This is a genomic window from Xanthomonas sp. WHRI 8932A (genome assembly GCF_035012785.1).
In the GTDB taxonomy this organism is placed as follows: domain Bacteria; phylum Pseudomonadota; class Gammaproteobacteria; order Xanthomonadales; family Xanthomonadaceae; genus Xanthomonas.
In genome coordinates this window covers 75,533-99,426 of sequence record NZ_JAYGQQ010000003.1, presented here as the reverse complement: position 1 = coordinate 99,426, position 23,894 = coordinate 75,533, and the positions used below count along the sequence as shown (strand labels likewise).

Annotated in this window: 18 protein-coding genes; 12 read left to right on the top strand and 6 right to left on the bottom strand. The window is 64.6% G+C overall.

Features of this window, described 5'->3' with window-relative positions:
• Nucleotides 1-94: 94 nt before the first annotated feature.
• The 9 genes from VC212_RS05565 to VC212_RS05525 all read left to right on the top strand — a co-directional run bounded on the left by VC212_RS05565 (nt 95) and on the right by VC212_RS05525 (nt 10,679).
• Nucleotides 95-892 (top strand): c-type cytochrome, encoded by a 798-nt coding sequence (locus tag VC212_RS05565; RefSeq protein ID WP_055848228.1) that lies wholly within the window; start codon nt 95-97, stop codon nt 890-892.
• Nucleotides 893-987: 95 nt separating this feature from the next.
• On the top strand, nt 988-1,638 hold the full coding sequence (locus VC212_RS05560; RefSeq protein ID WP_323514753.1) for a thiol:disulfide interchange protein DsbA/DsbL: 651 nt from the start codon (nt 988-990) through the stop codon (nt 1,636-1,638).
• 91 nt (nt 1,639-1,729) lie between these two features.
• Nucleotides 1,730-2,542 carry a thiol:disulfide interchange protein DsbA/DsbL gene (locus tag VC212_RS05555; protein ID WP_115513888.1) on the top strand — a complete coding sequence of 271 codons (813 nt, stop codon included), beginning with the start codon at nt 1,730-1,732 and terminating at the stop codon, nt 2,540-2,542.
• Nucleotides 2,543-2,591: 49 nt separating this feature from the next.
• Nucleotides 2,592-3,329 (top strand): endonuclease/exonuclease/phosphatase family protein, encoded by a 738-nt coding sequence (locus VC212_RS05550; RefSeq protein ID WP_055848219.1) that lies wholly within the window; start codon nt 2,592-2,594, stop codon nt 3,327-3,329.
• A 134-nt stretch (nt 3,330-3,463) separates the two neighbouring features.
• Nucleotides 3,464-5,443, top strand: coding sequence for a choline BCCT transporter BetT (gene betT / locus VC212_RS05545; protein WP_055848216.1), 1,980 nt, complete (start codon nt 3,464-3,466; stop codon nt 5,441-5,443).
• A 38-nt stretch (nt 5,444-5,481) separates the two neighbouring features.
• On the top strand, nt 5,482-6,954 hold the full coding sequence (gene betB / locus VC212_RS05540; protein ID WP_323514754.1) for a betaine-aldehyde dehydrogenase: 1,473 nt from the start codon (nt 5,482-5,484) through the stop codon (nt 6,952-6,954).
• A 148-nt stretch (nt 6,955-7,102) separates the two neighbouring features.
• Nucleotides 7,103-8,773 carry a choline dehydrogenase gene (betA, locus tag VC212_RS05535; RefSeq protein WP_323514755.1) on the top strand — a complete coding sequence of 557 codons (1,671 nt, stop codon included), beginning with the start codon at nt 7,103-7,105 and terminating at the stop codon, nt 8,771-8,773.
• Nucleotides 8,774-8,965: 192 nt separating this feature from the next.
• A complete protein-coding gene (locus tag VC212_RS05530; protein ID WP_323514756.1) occupies nt 8,966-9,418 on the top strand; it encodes a MarR family winged helix-turn-helix transcriptional regulator in 453 nt (150 codons plus the stop codon).
• A 58-nt stretch (nt 9,419-9,476) separates the two neighbouring features.
• The gene (locus tag VC212_RS05525) at nt 9,477-10,679 is read left to right on the top strand and encodes an FAD-dependent monooxygenase (RefSeq protein ID WP_323514757.1); all 1,203 of its coding nucleotides are present in this window, start codon (nt 9,477-9,479) and stop codon (nt 10,677-10,679) included.
• Nucleotides 10,680-10,862: 183 nt separating this feature from the next.
• Here VC212_RS05525 and VC212_RS05520 read toward each other — a convergent pair whose 3' ends face one another.
• Nucleotides 10,863-13,742: a TonB-dependent receptor gene (locus tag VC212_RS05520; protein ID WP_323514758.1), complete on the bottom strand. Its 2,880-nt coding sequence runs from the start codon at nt 13,740-13,742 to the stop codon at nt 10,863-10,865.
• 271 nt (nt 13,743-14,013) lie between these two features.
• Between VC212_RS05520 and VC212_RS05515 the strand changes: the two genes are divergently transcribed.
• Nucleotides 14,014-15,987, top strand: coding sequence for a transglycosylase SLT domain-containing protein (locus VC212_RS05515; RefSeq protein WP_323514759.1), 1,974 nt, complete (start codon nt 14,014-14,016; stop codon nt 15,985-15,987).
• Between the two features lie 302 nt (nt 15,988-16,289).
• Here VC212_RS05515 and VC212_RS05510 read toward each other — a convergent pair whose 3' ends face one another.
• The 5 genes from VC212_RS05510 to pssA all read right to left on the bottom strand — a co-directional run bounded on the left by VC212_RS05510 (nt 16,290) and on the right by pssA (nt 21,378).
• Nucleotides 16,290-17,432 (bottom strand): pectate lyase, encoded by a 1,143-nt coding sequence (locus VC212_RS05510; protein ID WP_323514760.1) that lies wholly within the window; start codon nt 17,430-17,432, stop codon nt 16,290-16,292.
• Nucleotides 17,433-17,674: 242 nt separating this feature from the next.
• Entirely contained in the window at nt 17,675-18,808 is a 1,134-nt protein-coding gene (locus VC212_RS05505) for a pectate lyase (RefSeq protein ID WP_323514761.1), read from the bottom strand.
• Between the two features lie 827 nt (nt 18,809-19,635).
• A complete protein-coding gene (gene rimI, locus VC212_RS05500; protein ID WP_055848190.1) occupies nt 19,636-20,118 on the bottom strand; it encodes a ribosomal protein S18-alanine N-acetyltransferase in 483 nt (160 codons plus the stop codon).
• Nucleotides 20,115-20,594 (bottom strand): alanine acetyltransferase, encoded by a 480-nt coding sequence (locus tag VC212_RS05495; RefSeq protein ID WP_323514762.1) that lies wholly within the window; start codon nt 20,592-20,594, stop codon nt 20,115-20,117. The genes rimI and VC212_RS05495 overlap by 4 nt, the downstream gene beginning before the upstream one ends.
• Before the next feature lie 10 nt (nt 20,595-20,604).
• Nucleotides 20,605-21,378: a CDP-diacylglycerol--serine O-phosphatidyltransferase gene (gene pssA, locus VC212_RS05490; protein ID WP_055848184.1), complete on the bottom strand. Its 774-nt coding sequence runs from the start codon at nt 21,376-21,378 to the stop codon at nt 20,605-20,607.
• 122 nt (nt 21,379-21,500) lie between these two features.
• Between pssA and VC212_RS05485 the strand changes: the two genes are divergently transcribed.
• Nucleotides 21,501-21,905, top strand: coding sequence for a DUF4124 domain-containing protein (locus VC212_RS05485; protein WP_161964733.1), 405 nt, complete (start codon nt 21,501-21,503; stop codon nt 21,903-21,905).
• 263 nt (nt 21,906-22,168) lie between these two features.
• Nucleotides 22,169-23,863, top strand: coding sequence for a proline--tRNA ligase (locus tag VC212_RS05480; protein WP_323514763.1), 1,695 nt, complete (start codon nt 22,169-22,171; stop codon nt 23,861-23,863).
• The last annotated feature ends 31 nt before the right edge of the window (nt 23,864-23,894 follow it).

Below are 23,894 nucleotides of genomic sequence, written 5' to 3'. Positions count from 1 at the left end.
TGACCCTGGCGCAAAGGCGTGTCGATAATCGAAGCATGCCTGCCACTGCCAGCACCCAACGCGCGCGGGCCGGGTCCATACGGAGCTTTAGCTGATGCGCCATGCTCGTGTGCTAGTCCTCACCGCCCTCGCCGTGCCGGTCATTGCCGCCGTGGCGTTTGCGCAATCGGCGGTCACGCCGATCCCCGATCCACCGCCCGTGCGCGTTGCGCCGCTGGAGGTGGATCTGGCCAAGACCACCTGGGGCGATGCCAAGGCCGGGCAGACAAAGGCGGCCGCCTGCGCCGCCTGCCACGGCCCCGACGGCAATCCGGCGGTAGCCATGTATCCGCGCATCGCCGGGCAAACCGAGCGCTACGTTGCGCATCAGGTGGCCCTGATCGCCAGCGGCGAGCGCAATAGCGGGATGTCGGCGGTGATGGTGCCGTTCGTCAAGGACCTCACCGCGCAGGACATGCGCGACCTGGGCGCCTACTTCGCCACCCAGAAGGCATCCGCCGGGGTCGCCGACGACGCAGTGATCGCCGAGGGCCCGTATCAGGGCATGAAGTTCTACGAGGTCGGCGAAAAGCTCTACCGCGGTGGCGACATCGCGCGCGGCGTGCCCGCCTGCATGGCGTGCCACGGCCCGTCCGGTGGCGGCAATCCGGGCCCGGCGTATCCGCGCCTGGGTGGCCAGCATGCCGACTACGTGGCGCGGCGCCTGAAGGATTACCAGGCCGGCACCACCCAGGAGCGCAATCCGGCGCTGTTCAATATCATGGCGCAGGTGGCACGCCCGCTGAGCGAGCAGGAGATCCAGGCGCTGTCCAGCTATCTGCAAGGTCTGCACGACCGCGCCGACGATGCCGCCGCTGCACAGACGCCTGCCGGGACACCGGCGCGCTCATGAGCTGAGGCGCCCACCTGCTCCACCGTGTCACGACGCCGGTCCCGCGACCGGCGTCGTCGTTTCCCGCCCCCTCTTGAGATCCCCACGGAGCCTGCATGAATCTGCTTTCCCGCCTGTCCCTGCTGTTGTTGATCCTGGTGCCACTGGCGGCCTGCGCCGCCGATAAGACGGCGCCGCCGGTCGAAGGCGAGGACTACACCCTGATCGACGGCGGCCAGCCGTATGCGCCGCTGGCCGGCAAGGTCGAAGTGGTGGAAGTGTTCGGCTACACCTGCCCGCATTGCGCGCACTTCGAGCCGACGCTGGAAGCCTGGGCGGCCAAGCAACCGTCCTATGTGCGTTTCACCCCGGTGCCCGCAGCCTTTGGCGGGTTCTGGGACGCGTTTGCGCGCGCCTACTTCGCCGCCGACATCCTCGACGTGGCCAAGCGCAGCCACCGCGCCATGTTCGACGCCATCCACGAAAAGCAGAGCGTGCCTTCCCAGAACGTGGCACCGGAAGAACTGGCGGCGTTCTACGCCGACTACGGCGTGCCGCAGCAGCGCTTCGTCGAGACCTACAAGAGCCAGGCGGTGGACGCCAAGCTGGATGCCGCGCGCGACTTCGCCAAGCGCAGCAAGCTGCCCGGTACCCCGGCCATCATCGTCAACGGGCGCTATCTGATCGGCGCGCGCAATTACCCGGACATGCTGCGCGTGGCCGACTACCTCATCGCCCGCGAGCACGCCGCAGCTGCCAAGCGCTGAACCGCGTAACCGCCACCGACGGCGGCCCGTGGCATCATGCGCCCCGCGGCCGTCCGGCCCTTTCCTCGCCCCACGCTGGAGATCCAATCCGATGAAGACCCGCTTCGCCCTGACGCTGATGGCGCTGCTGCCGATCCTGGTCGCCTGCAAGGCCCAGGACGGCTCGTCCGACACCGCACCTGCCGCCGCTACGCCGGCTGCCGGGACGGCGTCTGCACCTGCCGCTGCCCCGGCTGCCGATCCGGCCGCCCCGCCTGCGGTGGGCGAAAGCGCCACCACGCCGCCGGCCGCCGCGCCCAGCGCCGCCCCGCGCGCACCGAACGGCCCCGAGCCCGTCGCCGGCACCGACTATGTGGACATCCAGGCAGCCCAGCCGTACCAGCAGGCTGCCGGCAAGATCGAAGTGGCCGAGGTGTTCGGCTATGTCTGCCCGGCCTGCAACGCGTTCCAGCCGCTGATCGGGCCGTGGAAGGCCGGCCTGCCGTCGGACGTGCATTTCGTCTACGTCCCGGCGATGTTCGGTGGCCCGTGGGATGACTATGCGCGCGCGTTCTACGCCGCCGAGACGCTGGGCGTGCAGGAAAAAACCCACGAAGCGCTGTACAAGGCCATCCACGTCGACCAGACCCTCAAGGGCGAGCGCGGCAAGGATTCGGTGCAGGACATCGCCGCGTTCTACGCCAAGTACGGCGTGGACCAAAAGACCTTCATCGACACCATGAGCAGCTTCGGCGTCTCGGCCAAGACCAACCGCGCCAAGCAGTTCGCTACCCGTAGCCAGATCACCGGCACGCCGTCGCTGATCGTCAACGGCAAGTACCTGGTCAAGGGCAAGAGCTTCCCGGACATGCTGCGCATCGCCGATCACCTGATCGCGCGCGAACGCGCCACGCTGGCCAAGTGATCGGGGCGACCGCCGCATCGTGAACGCTTCGGACTCGCGCACCCTGCGGGTGCTGACCGCCAATATCCAGGCCGGCTCCAGCACCCGCCGTTACAGCGACTACGTCACCCGCAGCTGGTCGCACGCGTTACCGCTGGGGGCCAAACGCACCAGCCTGGACAGCATCGCCAAGCTGGCCGGCGACCGCGACATCGTCGGCCTGCAGGAGGCCGACCCAGGCAGCCTGCGCTCGGGCTTCACCAACCAGACCCACTATCTGGCCGAGCGTGCAGGCTTCCACTACTGGAGCCACCAGCCCAACCGCCGCATGGGCGGGGTGGCATCCAGCGCCAACGGATTGCTGAGCAAGCTGGAACCGCTGGAAGTCCAGGACCACGCCCTGCCCGGCCGCATCGGCGGGCGCGGCATCCTGCTGGCCAAGTTCGGGCAAGGCCGCGATGGGCTGGCGGTGGCGGTGGCGCATCTGTCGCTGGGCGCCAATTCGCGCATGGCCCAGTTGGCCTTCATCGCCGAGCTGCTGTCCGAGCATCCCAACGCGATGCTGATGGGCGACTTCAACTGCGTGGCCGACCGGCCGGAGATGCAGGCGTTGTATCGGCATACCCGATTGCAGCCGCCGAGCTGCGTGGTGCATACCTTCCCAAGCTGGCGCCCGGACCGGGCGATCGACCATATCCTGGTCAGCGACAGTCTGGTGATCGAGCACACCGAAGCGATTCCTGCCGCGTTCTCCGATCATCTGGCAGTGGGCATGGACATCCGCGTTCCGCTGCAGTTGCTGCGCTAGCGCACGCAAAGTGCCGACGGGTTCGCACTGGCGAACTCGACCGACGACACCCCCTAGACACCGCCTGTGCGATAACACAGGCGGTTTTTCGTTGGGAGCACGTCACGTGATACGCATCCTATGAGTGCGTCGGTATGAGTGCAGTCGAACCGCAGCCGTTGCCGGTGCGCACCTTGCGGCCGGTGTTTTTGTTGGCGGCGACGGTGGTGTGCACATTCGCCTTGCTGGTGGCGCTGTTTCCGCTGGACGCAGGCCGCGTGCTGCTGGATGCGCAGACCTGGGCCTCGCGCAATGTCGGTTGGTACTACCTGCTGGCGATGACGCTGTATCTGGTGTTCGTGCTGGGCACTGCGCTCTCCAGCTACGGCAACATCAAGCTCGGCGCCGATCACGACGAGCCGGAATTCAGCTATCTCTCCTGGGCTGGCATGTTGTTCGCGGCCGGTATCAGCATCACGCTGTTCTTCTTCTGCGTCTCCGAACCGCTGACCCATTATCTGCAGCCGCCCCAGGGTGGCACCGGCAGCGGTGAAGCGTCCGCACGTCAGGCCATGCAATTGCTGTTTCTGCATTGGGGCCTGCACGGCTGGGGCGTGTTCGCGCTGGCGGCCATGGCGCTGGCGTATTTCGCCTTTCGCCACAACCTGCCGCTGGCCTTGCGCTCGGCGCTGTATCCACTGATCGGCAAGCGCATCAACGGGCCGATCGGCTACACCGTGGATGCGCTGGGCATCGTGGCGACGGTGTTCGGCATCGGCGCAGACATGGGCTTTGGCGTGCTGCATCTCAATGCCGGGCTGAGCACCTTGTTCGATGTGCCGCACACGCATTGGGTGCAGGTCGCGCTGATCGTGGCGATGATGGGCGCGGCGATTGTGGTGGCAGTGTCCGGCGTCGAAAAAGGCGTGCGCTGGATGTCGGACATCAACATGCTGCTGGCGATCGCGCTGCTGTTGTTCATGCTGTTTGCCGGCCCAACGCAATACCTGCTCAATGCCTTGATGCAGAACCTGGGCGACTACCTGGGTAGCGTGGTCGGCAAGAGTTTCGACGTCTATGCCTATGGCGGCCGTGCCGACTGGTTGGGCAACTGGACGGTGTTCTACTGGGCGTGGTGGATCGGCTGGGCACCCTTCGTCGGCTTGTTCATCGCGCGCATTTCGCGCGGCCGCACCATTCGCGAATTCGTGCTGGGCGTGTTGCTGATCCCGCTGGGATTCACCCTGGCGTGGCTGTCGATCTTCGGCAATAGCGCGCTGGATCAGTTGCTGCACCATGGCCAGGGCGCATTGGCGCAACAGGCCATCGATGCGCCGCAGACGGTGCTGTACTCGCTGCTGCAAAACTACCCGTGGAGCCGCACCGTAATCACGGTGACGGTGGCGATCAGCTTTGTGTTCTTTGTCACCTCTGCCGACTCCGGCACCGTGGTGCTGTCCACGTTGTCCTCGCACGGCGGCGAGCCGCATGACGACGGCCCGCGCTGGCTGCGCGTGTTCTGGGGCGTGCTCACCGCCGTGGTCACTGCAGGTTTATTGCTGGCCGGTAGCATGGACGCGCTGAAATCGGCAGTGGTACTGGCATCGCTGCCGTTTTCTGCGGTGTTGCTGCTGATGGCCTGGGGTCTGTCGCGCGCGCTGAGCGAAGAATCGCAGCGCAAACGTGCGCAGCTCTACAGCCCCAGCCCGCTCATCGGGCAATCGCGTCATCACGGTGGCTGGCGCCAGCGCCTGGGCCAGGCGATGCACTTCCCGGCGCGCGATGAGGTCTACCGCTTCATGCACGACCAGGTGCGCCCGGCGATCGAAGCAGTGGCCGCGCAGTTGCAGGAAGAAGGCTGGAAGGTCAGCAGCCGGGTCGACGACGGCGACATGGAAATCAGCGTCGATCACGGCGAACAACAAGGCTTCCGCTACCAGGTGGTGATGCGCGGATATCTCACTCCGTCGTTTGTGGCGCAGCGCTTCCGCAACCAGCGCTATTACCGCGCCGAAGTCTATCTGTACGAAGGCAGTCAGGACTACGACCTGGTCGGCTACAGCCGCGAACAAATCATCAACGACATCATCGATCAATACGAGCGTCACCTGCAGTTTTTGCACCTCACGCGCTGAGTTGCATCGCTGCGGCGACCGTCCCAAGGAGGTTTGTCATGCCACGTTTCCCCGACCAGCTGCTGTACATCGGCGGCCGATATGTTCCCGCCCGCGGCGGCCACACGTTCGAAGTGATCAACCCCGCCACCGGCGAAGTGCTGGCCAATGTGCACAACGCGGGCGCCGACGATCTGGACGCCGCGGTCGATAGCGCCAAGGCCGGCCAACGCGTGTGGGCGGCACTGACGACGGTGGAGCGCTCGCGCATCCTGCTGCGCGCGGTGGCATTGCTGCGCGAGCGCAACGACGCGCTGGCCGAGCTGGAGACACTCAATACCGGCAAGCCGCTGAGCGAAACGCGCAGCGTGGACATCGTCACCGGCGCCGACGTGCTGGAATATTACGCCGGCGTATCGCAGGCGCTGCAAGGCGTGCAGGTGCCGTTGCGCGAAGGCAGCTTCTTCTACACGCGGCATGAGCCGCTGGGCGTGGTCGGCGCGATCGGTGCGTGGAATTACCCGATCCAGATCGCACTGTGGAAGGCCGCGCCCGCGCTGGCGGCTGGCAATGCAATGATCTTCAAACCCAGCGAAGTGACGCCACTCACCGCACTCAAGCTGGCCGAAATCTTCACTGAAGCCGGCCTGCCCGATGGCGTGTTCAACGTGCTGCCCGGCGACGGCGCCAGCGTGGGCACCGCACTTACCGAACACCCGCAGGTCGAAAAGATCAGCTTCACCGGCGGCACCGCCACCGGGCGCAAGGTAATGGCCAGCGCATCGAGTTCGTCACTGAAAGACGTGACCATGGAGCTGGGCGGCAAATCGCCATTGATCGTGTGCGCCGATGCCGATCTGGATCTGGCCGCCGACATCGCAATGATGGCCAACTTCTACAGCTCCGGGCAGGTGTGTACCAACGGCACCCGCGTATTCGTGCCGCGTGCGCTACGCACCGCCTTCGAAGCGCGGCTGCTGGCACGCGTGCAACGCATCCATATCGGCGACCCGCTCGATACGAACACGACGTTTGGCCCGATGGTCAGCGCCGCGCACATGCAGCGCGTGCTGGACTACATCGATCAGGGCAAGGCCGAAGGTGCGCGCCTGCTCTGCGGCGGCGAGCGGCTACGCGACGGTGCGCTGGCGCACGGCTATTACGTGGCACCGACGATCTTCAGCGATTGCACCGACGTGATGGCGATCGTGCGCGAGGAAATCTTCGGGCCGGTGCTGAGCCTGCTCACCTACGACGACGAAGACGAAGCGGTGACCCGTGCCAATGCCACCACGTACGGTTTGGCCGCCGGTGTTGTCACGCCCGATCTGGCGCGTGCGCACCGGCTGATCCATCGTCTGGAAGCGGGCATCTGCTGGATCAATACCTGGGGTGAGTCGCCTGCGCCGATGCCGGTGGGCGGTTACAAGCAGTCCGGCGTGGGGCGCGAAAATGGACTGGCGACCCTGCAGGCGTATACGCGCACCAAGTCGATACAGGTCGAGCTGGAACGCTACGCATCGGTGTTTTAAGCGGCCCACGCCGCAACGTACGCAATCGATGGATGCGTGCGTTGCGCCCGACACACGCGCTGCGTGCACCGGCACGTTGCCGCGCACAGAACAGCGACTGCGCAGTGCCTTGACTGCCGCTGCACCGCACACGCATCAGGAGACCACCATGCAACGCGAATACGACTACATCATCATCGGCGCCGGCTCGGCAGGCAACGTGCTGGCTGCCCGTTTGACCGAAGACCCCGGCGTGACGGTGCTCTTGCTCGAAGCGGGCGGGCCGGATTACCGGCTGGATTTCCGTACCCAGATGCCGGCCGCACTCGCGTTTCCGCTGCAGGGCCGCCGCTATAACTGGGCCTATGAAACCGAGCCGGAGCCGCATATGGACAACCGGCGCATGGAATGCGGGCGCGGCAAGGGCCTGGGCGGTTCGTCGCTGATCAATGGCATGTGCTACATCCGCGGCAACGCGCTCGACTTCGACCACTGGGCCAAACGCCCGGGTCTGGAAGACTGGAGCTACCGCGACGTGTTGCCCTACTTCCGCAAGGCCGAGACGCGCGACATCGGCGCCAACGATTATCACGGCGGCGAAGGCCCGGTCAGCGTGGCCACGCCGAAGAACGACAACAACGTGCTGTTCCACGCGATGGTCGATGCCGGCGTGCAGGCAGGCTATCCGCGTACCGACGATCTCAATGGCTACCAGCAGGAAGGCTTCGGGCCGATGGACCGCACCGTGACGCCACAGGGCCGTCGTGCGAGCACGGCGCGCGGGTATCTGGACATGGCAAAGCCGCGCGATGGCCTACACATCGTCACCCACGCCACCACGGACCGCATCCTGTTTGCCGGCAAGCGCGCGATCGGCGTGCATTACCTGGTCGGCAACAGCAGCGAGGGCATCGATGCGCATGCACGCCGCGAAGTGCTGGTCTGTGCCGGCGCCATCGCTTCACCGCAGCTGTTGCAGCGCTCCGGCGTCGGCGCACCGGATCTGCTGCGCGCACTCGACGTCCAGCTGGTCCACGACCTGCCCGGCGTCGGCCAGAATCTGCAGGATCATCTGGAGGTCTATATCCAGTACGCCTGCACCAAACCGGTGTCGTTGTATCCGGCGCTGCAATTGTGGAACCAACCCGCGATTGGCGCCGAGTGGCTGTTTGCCGGCACCGGCACCGGCGCCAGCAATCAGTTCGAAGCCGGCGGCTTTATCCGCACGCGCGATGAGTTCGACTGGCCCAACATCCAGTACCACTTCCTGCCGGTGGCGATCAATTACAACGGCAGCAATGCGGTGAAGGAACATGGGTTTCAGGCGCATGTCGGCTCGATGCGCACGCCCAGCCGCGGGCACGTGCACGCCAAGTCGCGCGACCCGCGCCAGCATCCGTCCATCCTCTTCAACTACCAGTCCACCGATCAGGACTGGCAGGAATTTCGCGATGCGATCCGCATCACCCGCGAGATCATCGCGCAGCCCGCGCTGGACCCTTACCGCGGACGCGAGATCAGTCCCAGCGCCGATTGCAAGACCGACGCCGAGCTGGACGCGTTCGTGCGCTCACGTGCAGAGACCGCGTACCACCCGTCGTGCTCGTGTGCGATGGGCACCGATGACATGGCCGTGGTGGATGGACAAGGCCGCGTGCATGGGATGGAAGGCCTGCGCGTCATCGATGCCTCGATCATGCCGCGCATCATCACCGGCAACCTCAACGCCACCACGATCATGATCGCCGAGAAGATCGCCGACCGCATGCGGGGACGTGCGCCGTTGGCGCGCAGTACGGCCGATTACTACATCGCCGGCGACGCGCCGGTGCGTCGATAACGATCGGCCACAAGCGAGTGCTGCGGATGCACGGGTGCGTTCTGACGCATCGCGCATCCGCAGCCCATCGCAAGCATTGCGCCACCGTCGAAACAGGCGCCTTGCCATGACGGGCGAGCCACGCTGCACCACCGCGCGACAGCCCCAGTCGCGCGGTGCCATCGCCCCACACGCGTGGGATATGCTTCGAGCATGAACTCGGACATCCACCCGGAAGCCGCCATCGCGCCCGGCTATCTGGCCAACCATGCCGCGCGCGTCTTCAATCGCAGTGTCGACGCGCGCCTGCGCGAACACGGGCTGACACTTGCGCTGATTGCGCCGTTGCTGCTGCTGTCGTGGAAAGGCCCGATGCTGCAGCGGGACCTGGTGCGCCACTCCGCAGTGAAGCAGCCTGCGATGGTGGCGCTGCTGGACAAGCTTGAAGCGATGGCGCTGATTGCGCGCGAGGCGTTGTCCAGCGACAAACGCGCTGCCACCGTTCGGCTGACCGATGCCGGCCAAGACGCTGCCGCCATCGGGCGCACCGCGCTTCTTCACTTCAATGCCGTCGGCGTCTCGGGCTTTTCCAGCGAGGAAGCCGCGCTGCTGACGGTTCTGCTTGGCCGACTGATCGACAATCTGGAAACCGCCGCAAGCGAATAGCATCACGCATGATATTTAAGTATCATGCGTGATATACATTCACTGCAGGAGCGGCACCATGCCCCGTCGGATTCTCATCAGTGGCGCAAGCGTCGCCGGGACCACTGCGGCATGGTGGCTCGATGCTTATGGAGTCGAGGTCGAGGTCGTCGAACGCGCGCCGGCGTTTCGTGATGGCGGCCAGAATGTCGACGTGCGCGGCAATGCGCGCGAGGTGCTGCGCCGCATGGGACTGGAGGCGCGTGCATTCGAACGTAGCACCAAGGAACTCGGCACCGATTGGGTGGGCGAAGACAATCGCGTCATTGCGCGCTTCAAGGCAGACGAGTCCGACACCGACGGCGGGCCCACTGCCGATCTGGAAATCCGTCGCGGCGACCTCGCGCGCATCCTGTATGACGCCACTCGCGAGCGCGTGCCCTATCGCTTCGGCGACAGCATTTGCGACCTCGCCCAGGACCAGGACGGCGTCGACGTTACCTTCCACAGCGGCCACTCCGCACGCTACGACGCTGTCATCGTCGCGGAAGGCGTTGGTGCGCACACGCGTGAGCTGGTGTTTCCCGGCGAGAACGTGCCGTACTGGATGGACATGACCATTGCGTACTTCAGCATCCTCCGACTCCCGCACGACAGTGCCTATGCCAGGCAATACAACACGGTGGGTGGGCGCGGCGCGACGTTGAAGCCTGCCCTGGACGGCAAGCTGGGCGCCTATCTCGGCCTGCAGAAGCGGCCCGAGGGCGAGAACGCATGGAGCCCGGAGCGGCAACGGCACTACATGCAAGCGCAATTTGCCAACGACGGCTGGGAATTCCCGCGCATTCTCGAGGCGATGAAGGATGTCGACGATTTCTATTTCGAGGTGCTGCGACAGGTGCGCATGCCGCGCTGGTCCGCTGGCCGGGTAGTGTTGACCGGCGATGCCGCGTGGTGCCCCACATCGCTGTCGGGCATCGGCACGACGCTGGCGATGGTCGGCAGCTATGTACTGGCGGGCGAACTTGCCCAGGCCAGCGCACCGACGCAAGCGTTTACGCACTACGAACGGATCATGCGCCCGTTCGTCAAAGAGGGGCAGAACGTTCCCAAGATCGTCCCTCGTCTGCTCTGGCCGCACTCCACTGTCGGGCTGACGCTGTTGCGCGGCGCGATGCGCCTGGCAGGCACCCCGCTTGTTCGACGCGTCATCAACAACAGTTTTGCGCGCGATTCCAACAGCATCGCCTTGCCGGACTATCGGCCGGTAGAGCCGCGCTGAAACAGTCGTTGTCGCTAATCGACGACAACGACCTCACCACAACGTGTCAGTAATGCGCAGGCAACCGGCACCTGCGCACATGCCATAACCACGCGCGGTGCGATGACCACTCATCTGCGTCGCTTCGATCACCCAATCAGACTGCGTGGTTCTCACTGAAGAACCACGCAGCGTCCGGTCGCCCTAGAACTTCAAATCCACACGCGCATACCAGAAGCGCCCACCGGGAATGTCGTAAGTGGATGCGTCATAGCCGTTGAGTGAGCACGACAGGCAGAGCGGAGGATCCTTGTCGAACACGTTGTTCAAGCCAGCCGTGAGTTGCAGCCCCTTGAGCCAATCGACGCGATACCCCACCTGCGCATCGTGATAGGTGATCGCGTCCAGCCGATTGGTGCCCACGGCAGGATTGGAGCACACCGCAAATTCCACCGCATCGCCGCATTGCTCGGTGAGCTTGGAGATGTGGCGCGCCGTCCACGATGCGGTCCAATTGCCCAACGACCAATCCAGCACGGCATTGCTGGTCCACTCGGGAATCGCACTGTCGACCACTTCGATACCCGGCCCCTGCGGCTGCCGCTGGCCAGCCGCGCCGAGCGCTTCGTAACGGCCCACGAAGGTGTTTTGCCAGGACAACTTGAAGCGGCCGAACGCGCTTTCCGGCAGCGTCCAGAACAGATCCACATCCCAACCATCGGTCTTGATCGAGCCTAGATTGGTCAGCCGGTTGTTGAAGGCATTGATGCCGCCGGTGGACGCGCGGCCGATGCCGTCGCAGTACAGCGCATCCAGCGTGTCCACACACAGATCCAGCTGCGTCTGCGCATTGATGGCCTGGATCGCGCCGTCGACATGATGGCGATAGAACGTCACTTCCATGTCCAGCCGGTCGGACCAGCTGGCGTTGCTGGCAAAGCCCGGGCTGAAGACAAAGCCGGCGCTGAAGCTGCGCGAGCGCTCCGGGTCCAGTTGCTCGTTGCCGCCGGTGGTCACCGAGATCTGCTGGTTGGCCTGCTGGTAACCACCCGGCACGCCCAGTGCCGCGCAATTGGCTGCACTGCCGCGCGGGGCGGTGCCGCCCAGGCCGATCGAGCATGGATCGGACAACTGCAAATCGGCGCGCGCGGCCGAACCGAACAGCTCGCCGATGGTCGGTGCACGGAAGCCTTCGGCGTAGCTGGTCCGCAACACCAACTCGTCGGTGACCTGCCAACGCAGGCCGTACTTCGGCGTGAATTCGCCGCCGAAGGTGGAGTAATCCGAATAGCGCCCGGCGATATTCAGATCGAGTTTGTCGCCCAACGACGAGTTGGCGAAGATCGGAATATTGAGTTCGAGATACGCCTCGTTGACGTCGTAGCTACCGGAGGTCGGCAACGACGGCACGCCGTTGTAGCGGCCGGCCACGGTGAGCGGATCGGGCTGATATGAGCCCTCGTACTTGCGGTATTCGTAGCCGCTGGCGAACGACACCGCGCCGCCCGGCAGCTGGAACAATTCGCTGCTGAGGTTGGCGGTGAACAGGCTCAACTCGTTCTGGCTGCGGTCGCGCACCACCGGCTGGATCCAGCGCAACATGTCCGGCGTGATGCTGCCCGCCCCGCTGAAGATATCCAGCGGCACGCAGCCAGCCACCGCCGCGCATGCAGCCGGATCGCCCAACGCCAGATTGATGTTGAACAGGTTGTAGCTGCCGTAGTTGGTCTGCTCAGCCTTGTTCTTGCTGTACATGCCGTTGACGTCCCAATACCAGGTGCGCGCGGCCGCTTCGAAGGTGCCCACCAACCCGGTGCCGAAGTACTGCGTATCCACCTGCTGCTCGTAGCGACGCGGCCCGCCTTCCACCGGACGTCGGCCGATCTGGATCAGGTTGGTGGCCGAATTCAGATCGAAGCCGAACGGATTGAACGGATTCAAGCCGGAAATCACGATGTTGTCGGCGAGCGGATTGCCGGTGCCGGCATCGGGGCCGAGAAAGATCGGCTCCGGCGCGGCCTGGTTGGTCGACTCGCGCCGATTGCCCAACGCCTTGACGTACCACTGCACGTCGTCGTTGAAGTAATAGCGAAATTGCGCAAACACGCCCTTGCGCTCGGACGGTGTCAGCAGCAGGTTCTGTTCGGCGAAGTTGTAGCGGTCTGCGGTGCCGAAGCAGTGGTAGTCGTCGCTGCGCGTGCAGCCCGCGCTGCCGTCGTATTGCGGCGTGCCGACGCCGGCATTGGGGGTGAGGTTCTGGCGCGCGCCGGTCGTGGGGTCGACGAACTGAAAGCGCCCATCCGGTGTGGCCGAACTGCCGAAGGTCAGGCCCGTACCCGGGATCGGAAAGCGCGCCTGTGCACGGTCGCGCGCATAGATCGGGTCCTGTTTGACGTAGCTGGCGCCTAAAAACAGGCTGAAATCCTCGCCGCTGGTGCCCCAGGCCAGATCCACGCCCTGGTTGGCGCCATCGCCCTTGCCGTACTGGCCGTAGTTGAGCGTGACCTGCGCACCGTCGAAGCTGCGCCGGGTGATGATGTTGACCACGCCGGCAATCGCATCGGAACCGTACAACGACGAGGCGCCATCTTCGAGCACTTCGATGCGTTCGACGATCGCCAGCGGAATGGTATTGAGGTCGGTCGACGAGCCCACACCCGAGGCGGACGACTCATTGACCCAGCGGATGCCATCGACCAGCACCAGCACGCGCTTGGAGCCGAGGTGGCGTAGATCCACCTGCGCCGAACCCGCGCCCACGCCGCCGCCGTCGGGCGGAAAGCCGAAATTGCCGGACGAATTGAACTTGGCGTTGAGCGCCGAACCGGACGCGGTGAGTTCCTGCAGCACTTCGCCGATCGAGGTCAGGCCGGTGCGCTCGATGTCGGCGCGGTTGAGCGTCTGGATCGGCACCTGGCCTTGCAGCTCGGCAGTCCTGATGCGGGTGCCGGTGACTTGCACGCTATCGAGCGTGCGCGTACCGGGGGCGGCCTCGGGCTGTTGCGCCCAGGCCAGTGTGGGAATCAGACACAACGACAACTGCACGGCCAGGCATGACCGAGACGGGCCAATCAGACGCTTCATCCTTTCTCTCTCCAGAAGGATCTTTAAGTGTCCGCACGCCCCCGTGCCCTGCGGTCCGGCCCAAGTTGTAAACGAAACCTTAACGCACCGCAATCTGGCGGTGCAGCACTGCGATGCGCGTCGCAGTGCATGGTGTGAGCGCGGATGCCGATAGAAACGCGCAAGCGCATGGTCCAGACGACGAACGCACAGCGGCATCGATAGGGCATGTGCTGTCAGGCGCGATGCGTATTCACTCAAGCGCTCAGGCGTGCTTCGGTATAGTCGCGTGATGACTTATTTCCCGCGTCTTGCCACTGTTTTCGTCGGCCTGTTGTGCCTTGGCAGCACTGCGCTGCATGCGCAAAGCCTGGATCCGCAATTGACTGCCATGCGCGATGCAATCGCCGCCGCAGAACGCGGCCAATCTGATCCCGCCCAGCTCTCTGCATTGAGCCGCCATCCGCTGTACGGCTGGCTGGAGTACGCCACGCTCAAGCGCAACATCGACAACGTCTCCAACGCGCAGGCGCAGGGATTCTTGCAGCGCTACGCAGGCCAGCCAGTGGCCGAGAGCTTCCGTAGCATTTGGTTGCCGGCGATCGCGCGCCGCCAGGACTGGACCACGTTGCTGGCCAACTGGAAGACCACCGAGAACGTAGGGCTGCGCTGCGCGCAGCTGACCGCGCGCCAGGCCACCGGCAAGCTGGACGCACAGTGGAGCCGCGATGCGCTCACCCTGTGGCGCAACGGCAAGGCGTTGCCGGATGCGTGCGAGCCGGTGGTGGCGGGGCTGGAGTCGCGCGGCGAACTCACCCCGGCACTGCGCTGGGAGCGTGTGGAAGCCGCTGCCGATGCCCAGCTGCCTGCAGTGATGCGTGCGGCGGCGCGTGGCTTACCGGCGGCTGATCTGGCACTGGCCACCGATTACGCTGCCTTTCTCGACAAGGTCCACCCGCGTGCACTGGGTTGGCCAAAGACCGAGCGCAGCCGCAACATCGCCGTCGATGGCCTGGCCAAGCTGGCCAAGACCGATCCGGATGCCGCCGAGCAACAGTTGCCGCAGTTCGCCAGCGCGTTGGGTTTCAGCGACGCGCAGCGCGGGCAGGTGCTGTATCAGATTGCGTTGTGGACGGTAGCGTCCTACCTGCCGGATTCGGCGCGCAGGCTCAACGCGGTGCCCGATGCGGCCTACGACGAGCGCCTGCACGAATGGCGCGCGCGCGAGGCAATGTCGCGCGGCGATTGGCCTGCGGCCTTGGCCGCCATCCGCAAGATGCCGGCCAGCCAGCGCGCCGATTCGCGCTGGCAGTACTTCGAAGCGCGCCTCACCGAGAAGACCGGTTCGGCGGCGGCAGCACAGCCGTTGTATCGCGCGGCGGCACAGTCGCCCACCTTCCACGGCTTCCTGGCCGCCGACCGCCTGCAGCAGCCGTATCGGCTATGCCCATGGGAGCCCAAGGACAGCCCGCAGGCCAAGGCCGCGGTGGCGCGCGACCCGGCATTGACCCGTGCAATTGCGTTGTTCCAGATCGATCGCCCCGGCTGGGCGGTGGCGGAGTGGAACGATGCCGCCAGCCGCTTCGACGACACCCAGCGCCGCCTGGCGGTGGAGGTAGCCAGCGACAACGGCTGGTTCGACCGCGCGGTATTTGCGCTCGGCAAACAGCCGGACGAGCAACGGCTGTATGCGCTGCGCTTCCCGTTGCATCACGATGAGAGCATTCGCCGCGAGGCCGCCAAGAACGCCATCGATCCGGCCTGGGTCGCTGCAGAGATCCGTGCCGAAAGCATCTTCAATCCACGTGCGCGTTCGCCGGCCAATGCGATGGGCCTGATGCAGGTATTGCCCGGCACCGGCGCGGCAGTGGCCAAGGGCATCGCCCTGCCCGGCTACGCGGGTGCCGCCAGTCTGTACGAGCCGGACACCAACATCGCCATCGGCACCGCGTACCTGCGCCAGTTGCTCAACACCTATGGTCTGCCGTATCTCACCATCGCCGCGTACAACGCCGGACCCGGCCCGACCGGCCGCTGGCAATCGCAACGGCCGGGCTTCGAACCGGACTTCTGGATCGAGACCATCAGCTACAAGGAAACCCGCGAGTACGTTGCGCGTATCCTGGCCTTCAGCGTGATCTACGACTGGCGCCTCAACGGCGACATGCTGCCGCTGAGCGACCGACTGATGGGCAAGCTGGTGGACAAGCGTCAAAAGCCGGTGTGCACGCCGGGCCAGAGCGCGAACAACGCAGCGCAGGACTGAGCGCACTTTTGCCGACGCGTCCTGCCGCTTGCTGAGGCGGGCGCGCCTGCGCCGTTGCGTCTGTTCTCGGCCATGGATTAGTTGAAGTGCGATGCGCTGTCCGCTTGCGGGCCGCATCGCGAGTCGATCTTTGGACGCGTGGCGGCAGCGTGCTATCGCGTCCTGGCTTCGCTGACGATCCCTAAACAGGGCATCCAGACCTCGATCGGCACATCGTGCAAACGCACAACGCCCGCATCGCTGCGGGCGTTGTGTGATGACGGACAGCGCTGCAACCCTTGCAGCGCTGCGTGCAGCAGCAGTTACAGCTTGCCTGCGCCGGCCTTGGCCTTGACGTCCGCAGCCACCTTGTTGGCAGACAGCAGATTGTAGGTGTACGGCGGCTTCCAGCCGATGTTGCTGTTCCAGGAACAGCTCAACGCCTTGCCGTTGAGCAACGACCCCTGGTCGCGGTACACGCTGCCCTTGTAATCGCCGGCAATCTTGTCGCAACTACTCACACCGCTGATGTCGAAGGCATTGTTCTCGGAGAAGATCTTCGATTCCTTGCCCACACCATGCGCGTGCGAGAACGGGTAGACCTTATTGCTGGTGCTGCCCACGTGGTAGTTGTTGTACAGATGCACCTGGCCGAAACGTACCCGCGGTGCACGCGCGGAGATGTTCTCGAACAAGGTGTTGTGGATGGTCACCTTGAGCTTGCCGCTATCGGTGCTGGAGGCGCTGTCGCTGGAGCCGATCAGGCTGTTCTTCTCGTGCGACTTGAAGGCCGAGTACGAAATGGTCACGAAGTTCGCGCCCTTCTTGACGTCCATCGCGCCGTCATGGTGCTGCTTGGGGCGACCATTGGCGGTGCCGTTCTGATCGTCGGTGCGGCGACCATCGGTAAAGGTCACGTGGTCCACCCACACGTTGGTGGCGCCTTCCACGGTCAAACCGTCGTACTCGGCATTCCAGTTGCCGTTGTCGCCATCGTCGGCATCCCACTTCGGTTCCGGATCCCACGGATTTTCGATGGTGAGGTTGCGCACGATGACGTCGTTGGCCTTGATGTAGAAATAGCCTTCGCGGATTTCCGCGTTGGTGCCGACGCCGATCAAGGTGGTCTTGGTCGGCACATCCAGACGCGCACGCGTCTTCATGTCCGAGGTCTTGGTGTAGGCCTTGCCTTCGCTGATGTCGATGACACCCTTGACCTTGATGATGCGCCCGTTGCTGCCAGCGCTGGCCTTCAGTGCGGCCTTCAATTGTGCTGCGTTGCTGACGGTAGAGATATTCGCTGCCGCCGCCTTGGAACCGCCTTTTGTGCCGCCGTTCTGGGTGGCCCAGCCGGTGGTGGCAACCTCCAGCGCAGGGTCGGCTGCGTAAGCGGTGGTCGACAACAACGCGGCGCTCAATACAACGCCCACAACGGTACGTCCCACAACAGTCGATGCGTTCGACATGGTGATGAAATCTCTTGGATGAGTGATGCATGACACGCCGCTACGCGACGTGTTCCCCGTGCGTTCGCCCAGGCCAACAGGCCAGTCCCCTAGCGAACCCGACCGATGCTAATGCTTATGTACATTATTTAAAAGTACATTTTCATCATGTTGCACCTGCGTTTTTGGAATGACCACGAGCCACGCGCAGCGCACGTTTTCGTGCACTGCGCGTGGCAACGCTTTGCAGCAGGTGCTGTCGCTTACAGCTTGCCGGCGCCGGCTTTTGCCTTGACGTCCGCAGCTACCTTGTCGGCCGACAGCAGGCTGTAGGTGTATGGCGGAGTCCAACCGATATTGGTGTTCCAGGAGCAGCTCAAGGCCTTGCCATTGAGTAGCGAGCCCTGGTCGCGATACACGCTGCCGCCGTAGTCGGCAGCGATCTTGTCGCAGCTGCTCACACCACTGATGTCGAACACGTTGCGCTCGGAAAAGATCTTCGATTCCTTGCCCACGCCATGCGCATGCGAGAACGGGTAGACCTTATTGATGGTGCTGCCCACGTGGTAGTTGTTGTACAGATGCACCTGGCCAAAACGCACCCGCGGTGCACGCGCGGCAATGTCCTGGAACAGGGTGTTGTGGATGGTGACCTTGAGCTTGCCGCTGTCCAAGCTTGAATGACTGTCGCTGGAACCGATCAGGCCGTTCTTCTCATGCGACTTGAACGCCGAGTAGGAAACGGTGACGAAGTTGGCACCGCGCTTGATGTCCAACGCGCCGTCGTGATGCTGCTTGGGGCGGCCGTTGCCGGTGCCGTTCTGATCATCGGTGCGGCGACCATCGGTGAAGGTCACGTGGTCCACCCATACGTTGGTAGCGCCTTCCACGGTCAGGCCGTCGTACTCGGCATTCCAGTTGCCGGCGCTGCCATCATCCGGATCCCAGACCGGCTCCGGGTCCCATGGATTTTCGATGGTGAGGTTGCGGATGATGACGTCGTTGGCCTTGACGTACATGTAGCCTTCGCGGATTTCGGCGTTGCTGGTGATGCCGATCAGCGTGGTCTTGGTCGGGATATCCAGACGCGCGCGCGCCTTCATATCCGAGGTCTTGGTGTAAGGCTTGCCTTCGCTGATATCGATGATGCCGCTGATCTTGATGATGCGTCCATTGCTGCCCACGCTGGCCTTCAGCGCGTTCTTCAACTCGGCAGCATTCTTGACGGTGTAGATGTTGGCAGCGGCAGCTTTCGAGCCGCCCTTGGTACCGCCGTTCTGCGTCGCCCACCCGGTGGTCGCCGCTTCCAGCGCAGGATCGGCGCTTGCAACGCCGGTGAGCAGCAACGACCCGACAAACAGCGACGCGGCGGCCGCCGTCGAAAATTTCGGCTTCATCTTGATGTCTCCCTCGAATGGGTTCGATGCGCCGCGCGGCGGCACATTCCTCGTCTATTGACTGCGGAACGTACTTTTCATCTCTGTAATTTTCAGCTCCGCGACACGGATACTAGGAGCATCGCAATCGCTTGTATCTAAGCAATGCCTCGATGTGCACGCGCAGTCACGCAAACGGTTGCGAGACACCAAAGAGAAGACAAAACGCTGTAATCAAGACACGCAGAGACAGCGCCAGGGACACTGCAGCGCAGCATTCTGCAAGTCGCATTGCAGTTGGACATGCCTTCAACACACCATGCTGCTGCGATCACATGGGCGTGTTATTTCGCGGCGAAAGCATCTATTGCAACGTGCTGACTGGATAGCGCGTGCACGAGGCACATGCGCTTGATGCGTCGGCACGCACGCAATCCAGCAAGTGGGAACCGACACCGAACGTGCGAGGCGCAGTGCAACCGCCGAGCGCACGTAGAACAGGCATGACCCAGGCGACCGAATGAGCGACACATCCGCATACATGCACTGCATGATGCGAGCCGTGCGCAAGACATCGTGATCGAAGACCAAGCGTCAATCGATGGCGCTATTGGCGTTGCTGTATGTTCAAGAGCACACGCCACGTGGCGCTGGTTGCGTACACAGTCAACCCGTACGCGTGCATCTTGCAGACTTTATCGGCTGTCCACAGCAGTCTGCACGCGAGCAAGCAACCCCATGTTTTTCATGCGCGCACCCATCCACGCACGCACAACGCCATGCGCGCGATCGTTATCTGCAATCGATTCGATGATGGGCAGCCCGCAAAGGCGAGGCTGCCGCAGCGCTCAGGAAAACCCTTCGAAGAACAACTCGATCGCCATCACCAACGCATCTTCGCGTCCGGTATTGGAGGGGTAGTAACGCGGGCGCCGCCCGATCTCGTTGAAGCCTTCGGAGTGATACAGCGCAATCGCCGAAGGATTGGACGGGCGTACTTCCAGAAATGCACGTCGCGCGCCGCGGTCGCAGGCACCCTTGATCAAGGCGCGCAACAACACGCGCCCGTGTCCTTGCGATTGCGCTTCCGGCGCGATGCAGACGTTGAGGACATGCGCCTCGTCGGCGGCGATGCTGATGATGCCGTAACCGATGACCTGGCCGCCCTGCTCCATCACCCACCCCGGGTAGCCCGCCTGCAAACAATCGCGAAAGATGCTGCGCGTCCACGGGAACGGATAGGCACGTTGCTCGATCTCCATCACCGCGTCCAGATCGCTTTCGCGCATGGCACGCAGTGGCGCAGGAAGCGGCGCGTTCATTGCGCTCACGCCGGGTCCTGATGGCGACGCAGCGCGCGCAGCTGCGGCCACAGCGCACGCTTGGCGGCCGGATTGCCACGCAAGTCGGCTAGCGGCCAGGAGGCCATCAAGGCTTGCGTCGAAGGGTCGCCAGGGTTGCAACCGGACGCGCGCAGCAACGCCATCTGCAAACGGTCGGGCAGACCAACGCGGCCACGCCGTTGCGGCGCAGCTGCCGAACGTGCAGCTACAGAATGTGCGTCAGACGCACGCGACTCGGCCGGCGCAGTCGGCGCCGAGCGACGCGCCGCCGGTACAGCAGCCGGAGCCGCTTGCACGACACGCGGCGCACGCACTGGCGCAGACACCGGCGCGTGGTCGACCACGTCAACCGGCGCAGGCAAGGCATCGGCTGTGTCGCGATCCAGATACACGGTGTGCCCCATCGCCTGCAGGCACGACACCTGCAGGTCCGACCACACCGGTTCGTGCGCTGGCTCGCTCATGGACGCCGGCTCATGGAAGCTCGGGGACACGCCGCCAACGCCGCCACAGCCACATCATCGGGCCGGACAATGCATACAGCACGCCGATCACCAGAAGCGACCGCGCCAGGTCGATCACCAACAGCGCGATCACCACCGTGGCAACCGCCAGTGCCAGAAACGGCACACGATCGGCACGCGGGCCACGCGCGCCGCCCTTGAAGCTCCAGAAGCGGATCCGGCTGACCATCAACAGCGCCGACACCACCGTGACCGCCAGCGCCACGTAGCGCAGCTGCTCGCCGTCGAAGCCCAGGCTGTCGTCGGCGAACGCCCATACGAAGGACATCATCAGCCCGGCCGCTGCCGGGCTGGCCAGACCGATGAACCAGCGCTTGTCGACCACGCCGACCTGGGTATTGAAGCGCGCCAGCCGCAGCGCCGCGCAGGCCGCATACAGGAAGGCGGCCGACCAGCCGACCCGTCCCATCACGTTGCTGTCGTATTTCAGCGCCGACAGCGACCAGTGATACATCACCAGCGCCGGGGCCATGCCGAAGCTGACCAGATCGGCCAGCGAGTCGTACTGCACGCCGAATTCGCTGCTGGTATTGGTCAGGCGCGCAACCCGGCCGTCCAACCCGTCCATCACCGCCGCCACGAACACCGCCATCGCCGCCTGGACGAACTGACCATTGGCGGCGGCGATGATGGCGTAGAAACCGGAAAACAACCCGGCGGTGGTGAACAGGTTCGGCAGCAGGTAAATCGTGCGCGAGCGCGGGGGCGGTCTCATTTCATCCATCCGACAAGTGTAGGGCCTGAGGTCCGTCCGGCGGTAGCGCGCCCGTATCCCGCGGCGCGCTCACTTGCCAGCGCGGGCCGTGGATGCTGCAATCGCGGCGGGAATCATCCAGGGGAAGCCACATGCACCTGTCGTCCGGGCTTTGCGCCCTGTTGCTGCTGGTCAGCGCCGCTGCAGGCGCTACCGATCTGTATAAGTGGAAGGACGCCAAGGGCGTGACCCACTACACCGAAACCCCGCCGCCGACCGGCCAGCGCTACGAATCGCGCCGGATCGACGCGCGCAGCGGCACTGCGGCCATCGCCGCGCCAGAGACCGCCACCCCGGAATCGGCCGACTGCCTCACCGCACGCCGCAACCTGGAGCTGCTCAGCGGCAAGGGCGAGGTCACCATGGGCGCCGGCACCGACGGCAAGCCCGGCACCCCGCTGGACCCGGACGCCCGCGCCGCGCAGCGCAATCTGGCCGAAGCCGCCGCCAAGGCCTATTGCAAGCCGGCAGCGACTGGCGGCGGCCCGGCCACCTGAGTTCGAGCTGGACAGCGTGAGCGGCCGTCACGCCGCTGGGCAGTGACAAAACGCACCGCGGCGGTGGCGCAGTGCGTTTCGAAGGCGGCACGACCTCGCTTCCAGGACTGTGGTCGGGCTCACACCGCAGGCCGACGATCCGGCGTTACGACCGCCTGACCAGGCAAGCCGAACGCCGACCACTCCCGCCGCGCAGGTATGCGCCCATGACCGGCAGGGCGCGACACTGGCAAACTATGGGCTTTCCGCCCAAGCGAAGCCCGATGCGTCTTTCCCAGTTCCACCTGCACACCACCAAGGAAACCCCGGCCGACGCCGAGCTGGTCAGCCACCGTCTGATGCTGCGCGCGGGCATGATCCGCAAGCTGGCCTCCGGGCTGTACACCTGGTCGCCGCTGGGCCTGCGCGTGCTGCGCAAGGTCGAGGCGATCGTGCGCGAGGAAATGAACCGCGCCGGCGCCGTGGAGGTGCTGTTCCCCACCATCCAGCCGCGTGAGCTGTGGGACGCCACCGGGCGTTGGGAAAAGTTCGGCGGGCAGTTGCTCAAGATCAGTGACCGCAAACAGCAGGAGTTCTGCTATAGCCCCACCGCCGAAGAAGCCGCAGCCGATTTCGCGCGCCAGGAGATCAACAGCTATAAGCAGTTGCCGCTCAATTTCTATCAGATCCAGACCAAATTCCGCGATGAAATCCGCCCGCGCTTCGGGGTGATGCGCGCGCGCGAATTCCTGATGAAGGACGCGTACTCGTTCCATCTCACCGATGCGGACATGGCGCGCGAATACGACAACATGCGTGCGGCCTACGCCCGCATCTTCACCCGTCTGGGGCTGGAGTTCCGCGCGGTGCAGGCCGACTCCGGCGCGATCGGCGGCGACGCCTCGCAGGAATTCCACGTCATCGCCGACTCCGGCGAAGACTCGCTGGCGTTCTCCACGGCCTCCGATTACGCCGCCAACGTGGAAACCGCCAGCGCCGCGCTGCCGGGTCCGCGTCCGGAAGCGACCGAGAGCATGCGCCAGGTCGACACGCCCACCCAGAAGACCTGCGAAGACGTCGCCCAGCTGCTGGGCATCGCGTTGCAGCGCACGGTCAAGTCGGTGGCGGTGATGACCGCCGCCGGCTTCGTGCTGGTGCTGGTGCGCGGCGACCACGCGGTCAACGAGATCAAGCTGGGCAAGGTGGCCGGCCTGGCCGACTACCGTCTGGCCAACGAGGCCGAAATCCGCGACCACCTCGGCTGCGAGCCGGGCTTCCTGGGACCGCTGAAGACCGCCCGCCCGGTGCGCGTGGTGGCCGATCGCGATGTCGCGGCCATGGCCGATTTCGTGGTCGGCGCCAATGTACCTGGCGCCCACCTTGTCGGCGTCAACTGGGGCCGTGACCTGCCCGAACCGGAGACCGTGGCCGATGTGCGCAATGTCATCGACGGCGAACGCGCCGCCGATGGCGGCGAGCTGCGTCTGGCCCGCGGTATCGAAGTGGGACACGTGTTCCAGCTTGGCAGCCAGTACGCACAGGCGCTGCAGGCCACCGTCATCGACGAAAACGGCAAGGTCGCGGTGATGAAGATGGGCTGTTACGGCATCGGCATTTCGCGCATTGTGGCCGCGGCAATCGAACAGAACCATGACGAGGCCGGTATTGTCTGGCCGGCACCGATGGCGCCGTGGCAGGTGGTGGTGTGCGTGATCAACCCCAAGCAGGACGCCCAGGTGGTCGCGGCCGCCCAGGCGTTGCTGGACGAATTGATCGCCGCCGGTCTCGATGCCGCACTGGATGACCGTGGCCTGCGTCCGGGCGCCATGTTTGCCGATATGGAACTATTGGGCATTCCGCATCGGGTGGTCGTCTCGGAACGTGGATTGGCAGCCGGCACATTTGAATATCGCGCCCGCACCGCCGAATCGGCAGAAAACCTGGATAAGGCCGAATTATTCTCCCGCCTGGGGTGCTGATCAAACAGGGCAATTCCGCTCCAATCGGATG

Coding starts and splice junctions, on each gene's coding strand:
- VC212_RS05565 (WP_055848228.1), top strand. CDS start 95: ATGCGCCATGCTCGTGTGCTAGTCCTCACCGCCCTCGCCGTGCCGGTC.
- VC212_RS05560 (WP_323514753.1), top strand. CDS start 988: ATGAATCTGCTTTCCCGCCTGTCCCTGCTGTTGTTGATCCTGGTGCCA.
- VC212_RS05555 (WP_115513888.1), top strand. CDS start 1,730: ATGAAGACCCGCTTCGCCCTGACGCTGATGGCGCTGCTGCCGATCCTG.
- betT (WP_055848216.1), top strand. CDS start 3,464: ATGAGTGCAGTCGAACCGCAGCCGTTGCCGGTGCGCACCTTGCGGCCG.
- betB (WP_323514754.1), top strand. CDS start 5,482: ATGCCACGTTTCCCCGACCAGCTGCTGTACATCGGCGGCCGATATGTT.
- betA (WP_323514755.1), top strand. CDS start 7,103: ATGCAACGCGAATACGACTACATCATCATCGGCGCCGGCTCGGCAGGC.
- VC212_RS05530 (WP_323514756.1), top strand. CDS start 8,966: ATGAACTCGGACATCCACCCGGAAGCCGCCATCGCGCCCGGCTATCTG.
- VC212_RS05525 (WP_323514757.1), top strand. CDS start 9,477: ATGCCCCGTCGGATTCTCATCAGTGGCGCAAGCGTCGCCGGGACCACT.
- VC212_RS05520 (WP_323514758.1), bottom strand. CDS start 13,742: ATGAAGCGTCTGATTGGCCCGTCTCGGTCATGCCTGGCCGTGCAGTTG.
- VC212_RS05515 (WP_323514759.1), top strand. CDS start 14,014: ATGACTTATTTCCCGCGTCTTGCCACTGTTTTCGTCGGCCTGTTGTGC.
- VC212_RS05510 (WP_323514760.1), bottom strand. CDS start 17,432: ATGTCGAACGCATCGACTGTTGTGGGACGTACCGTTGTGGGCGTTGTA.
- VC212_RS05505 (WP_323514761.1), bottom strand. CDS start 18,808: ATGAAGCCGAAATTTTCGACGGCGGCCGCCGCGTCGCTGTTTGTCGGG.
- VC212_RS05495 (WP_323514762.1), bottom strand. CDS start 20,594: ATGAGCGAGCCAGCGCACGAACCGGTGTGGTCGGACCTGCAGGTGTCG.
- pssA (WP_055848184.1), bottom strand. CDS start 21,378: ATGGATGAAATGAGACCGCCCCCGCGCTCGCGCACGATTTACCTGCTG.
- VC212_RS05485 (WP_161964733.1), top strand. CDS start 21,501: ATGCACCTGTCGTCCGGGCTTTGCGCCCTGTTGCTGCTGGTCAGCGCC.
- VC212_RS05480 (WP_323514763.1), top strand. CDS start 22,169: ATGCGTCTTTCCCAGTTCCACCTGCACACCACCAAGGAAACCCCGGCC.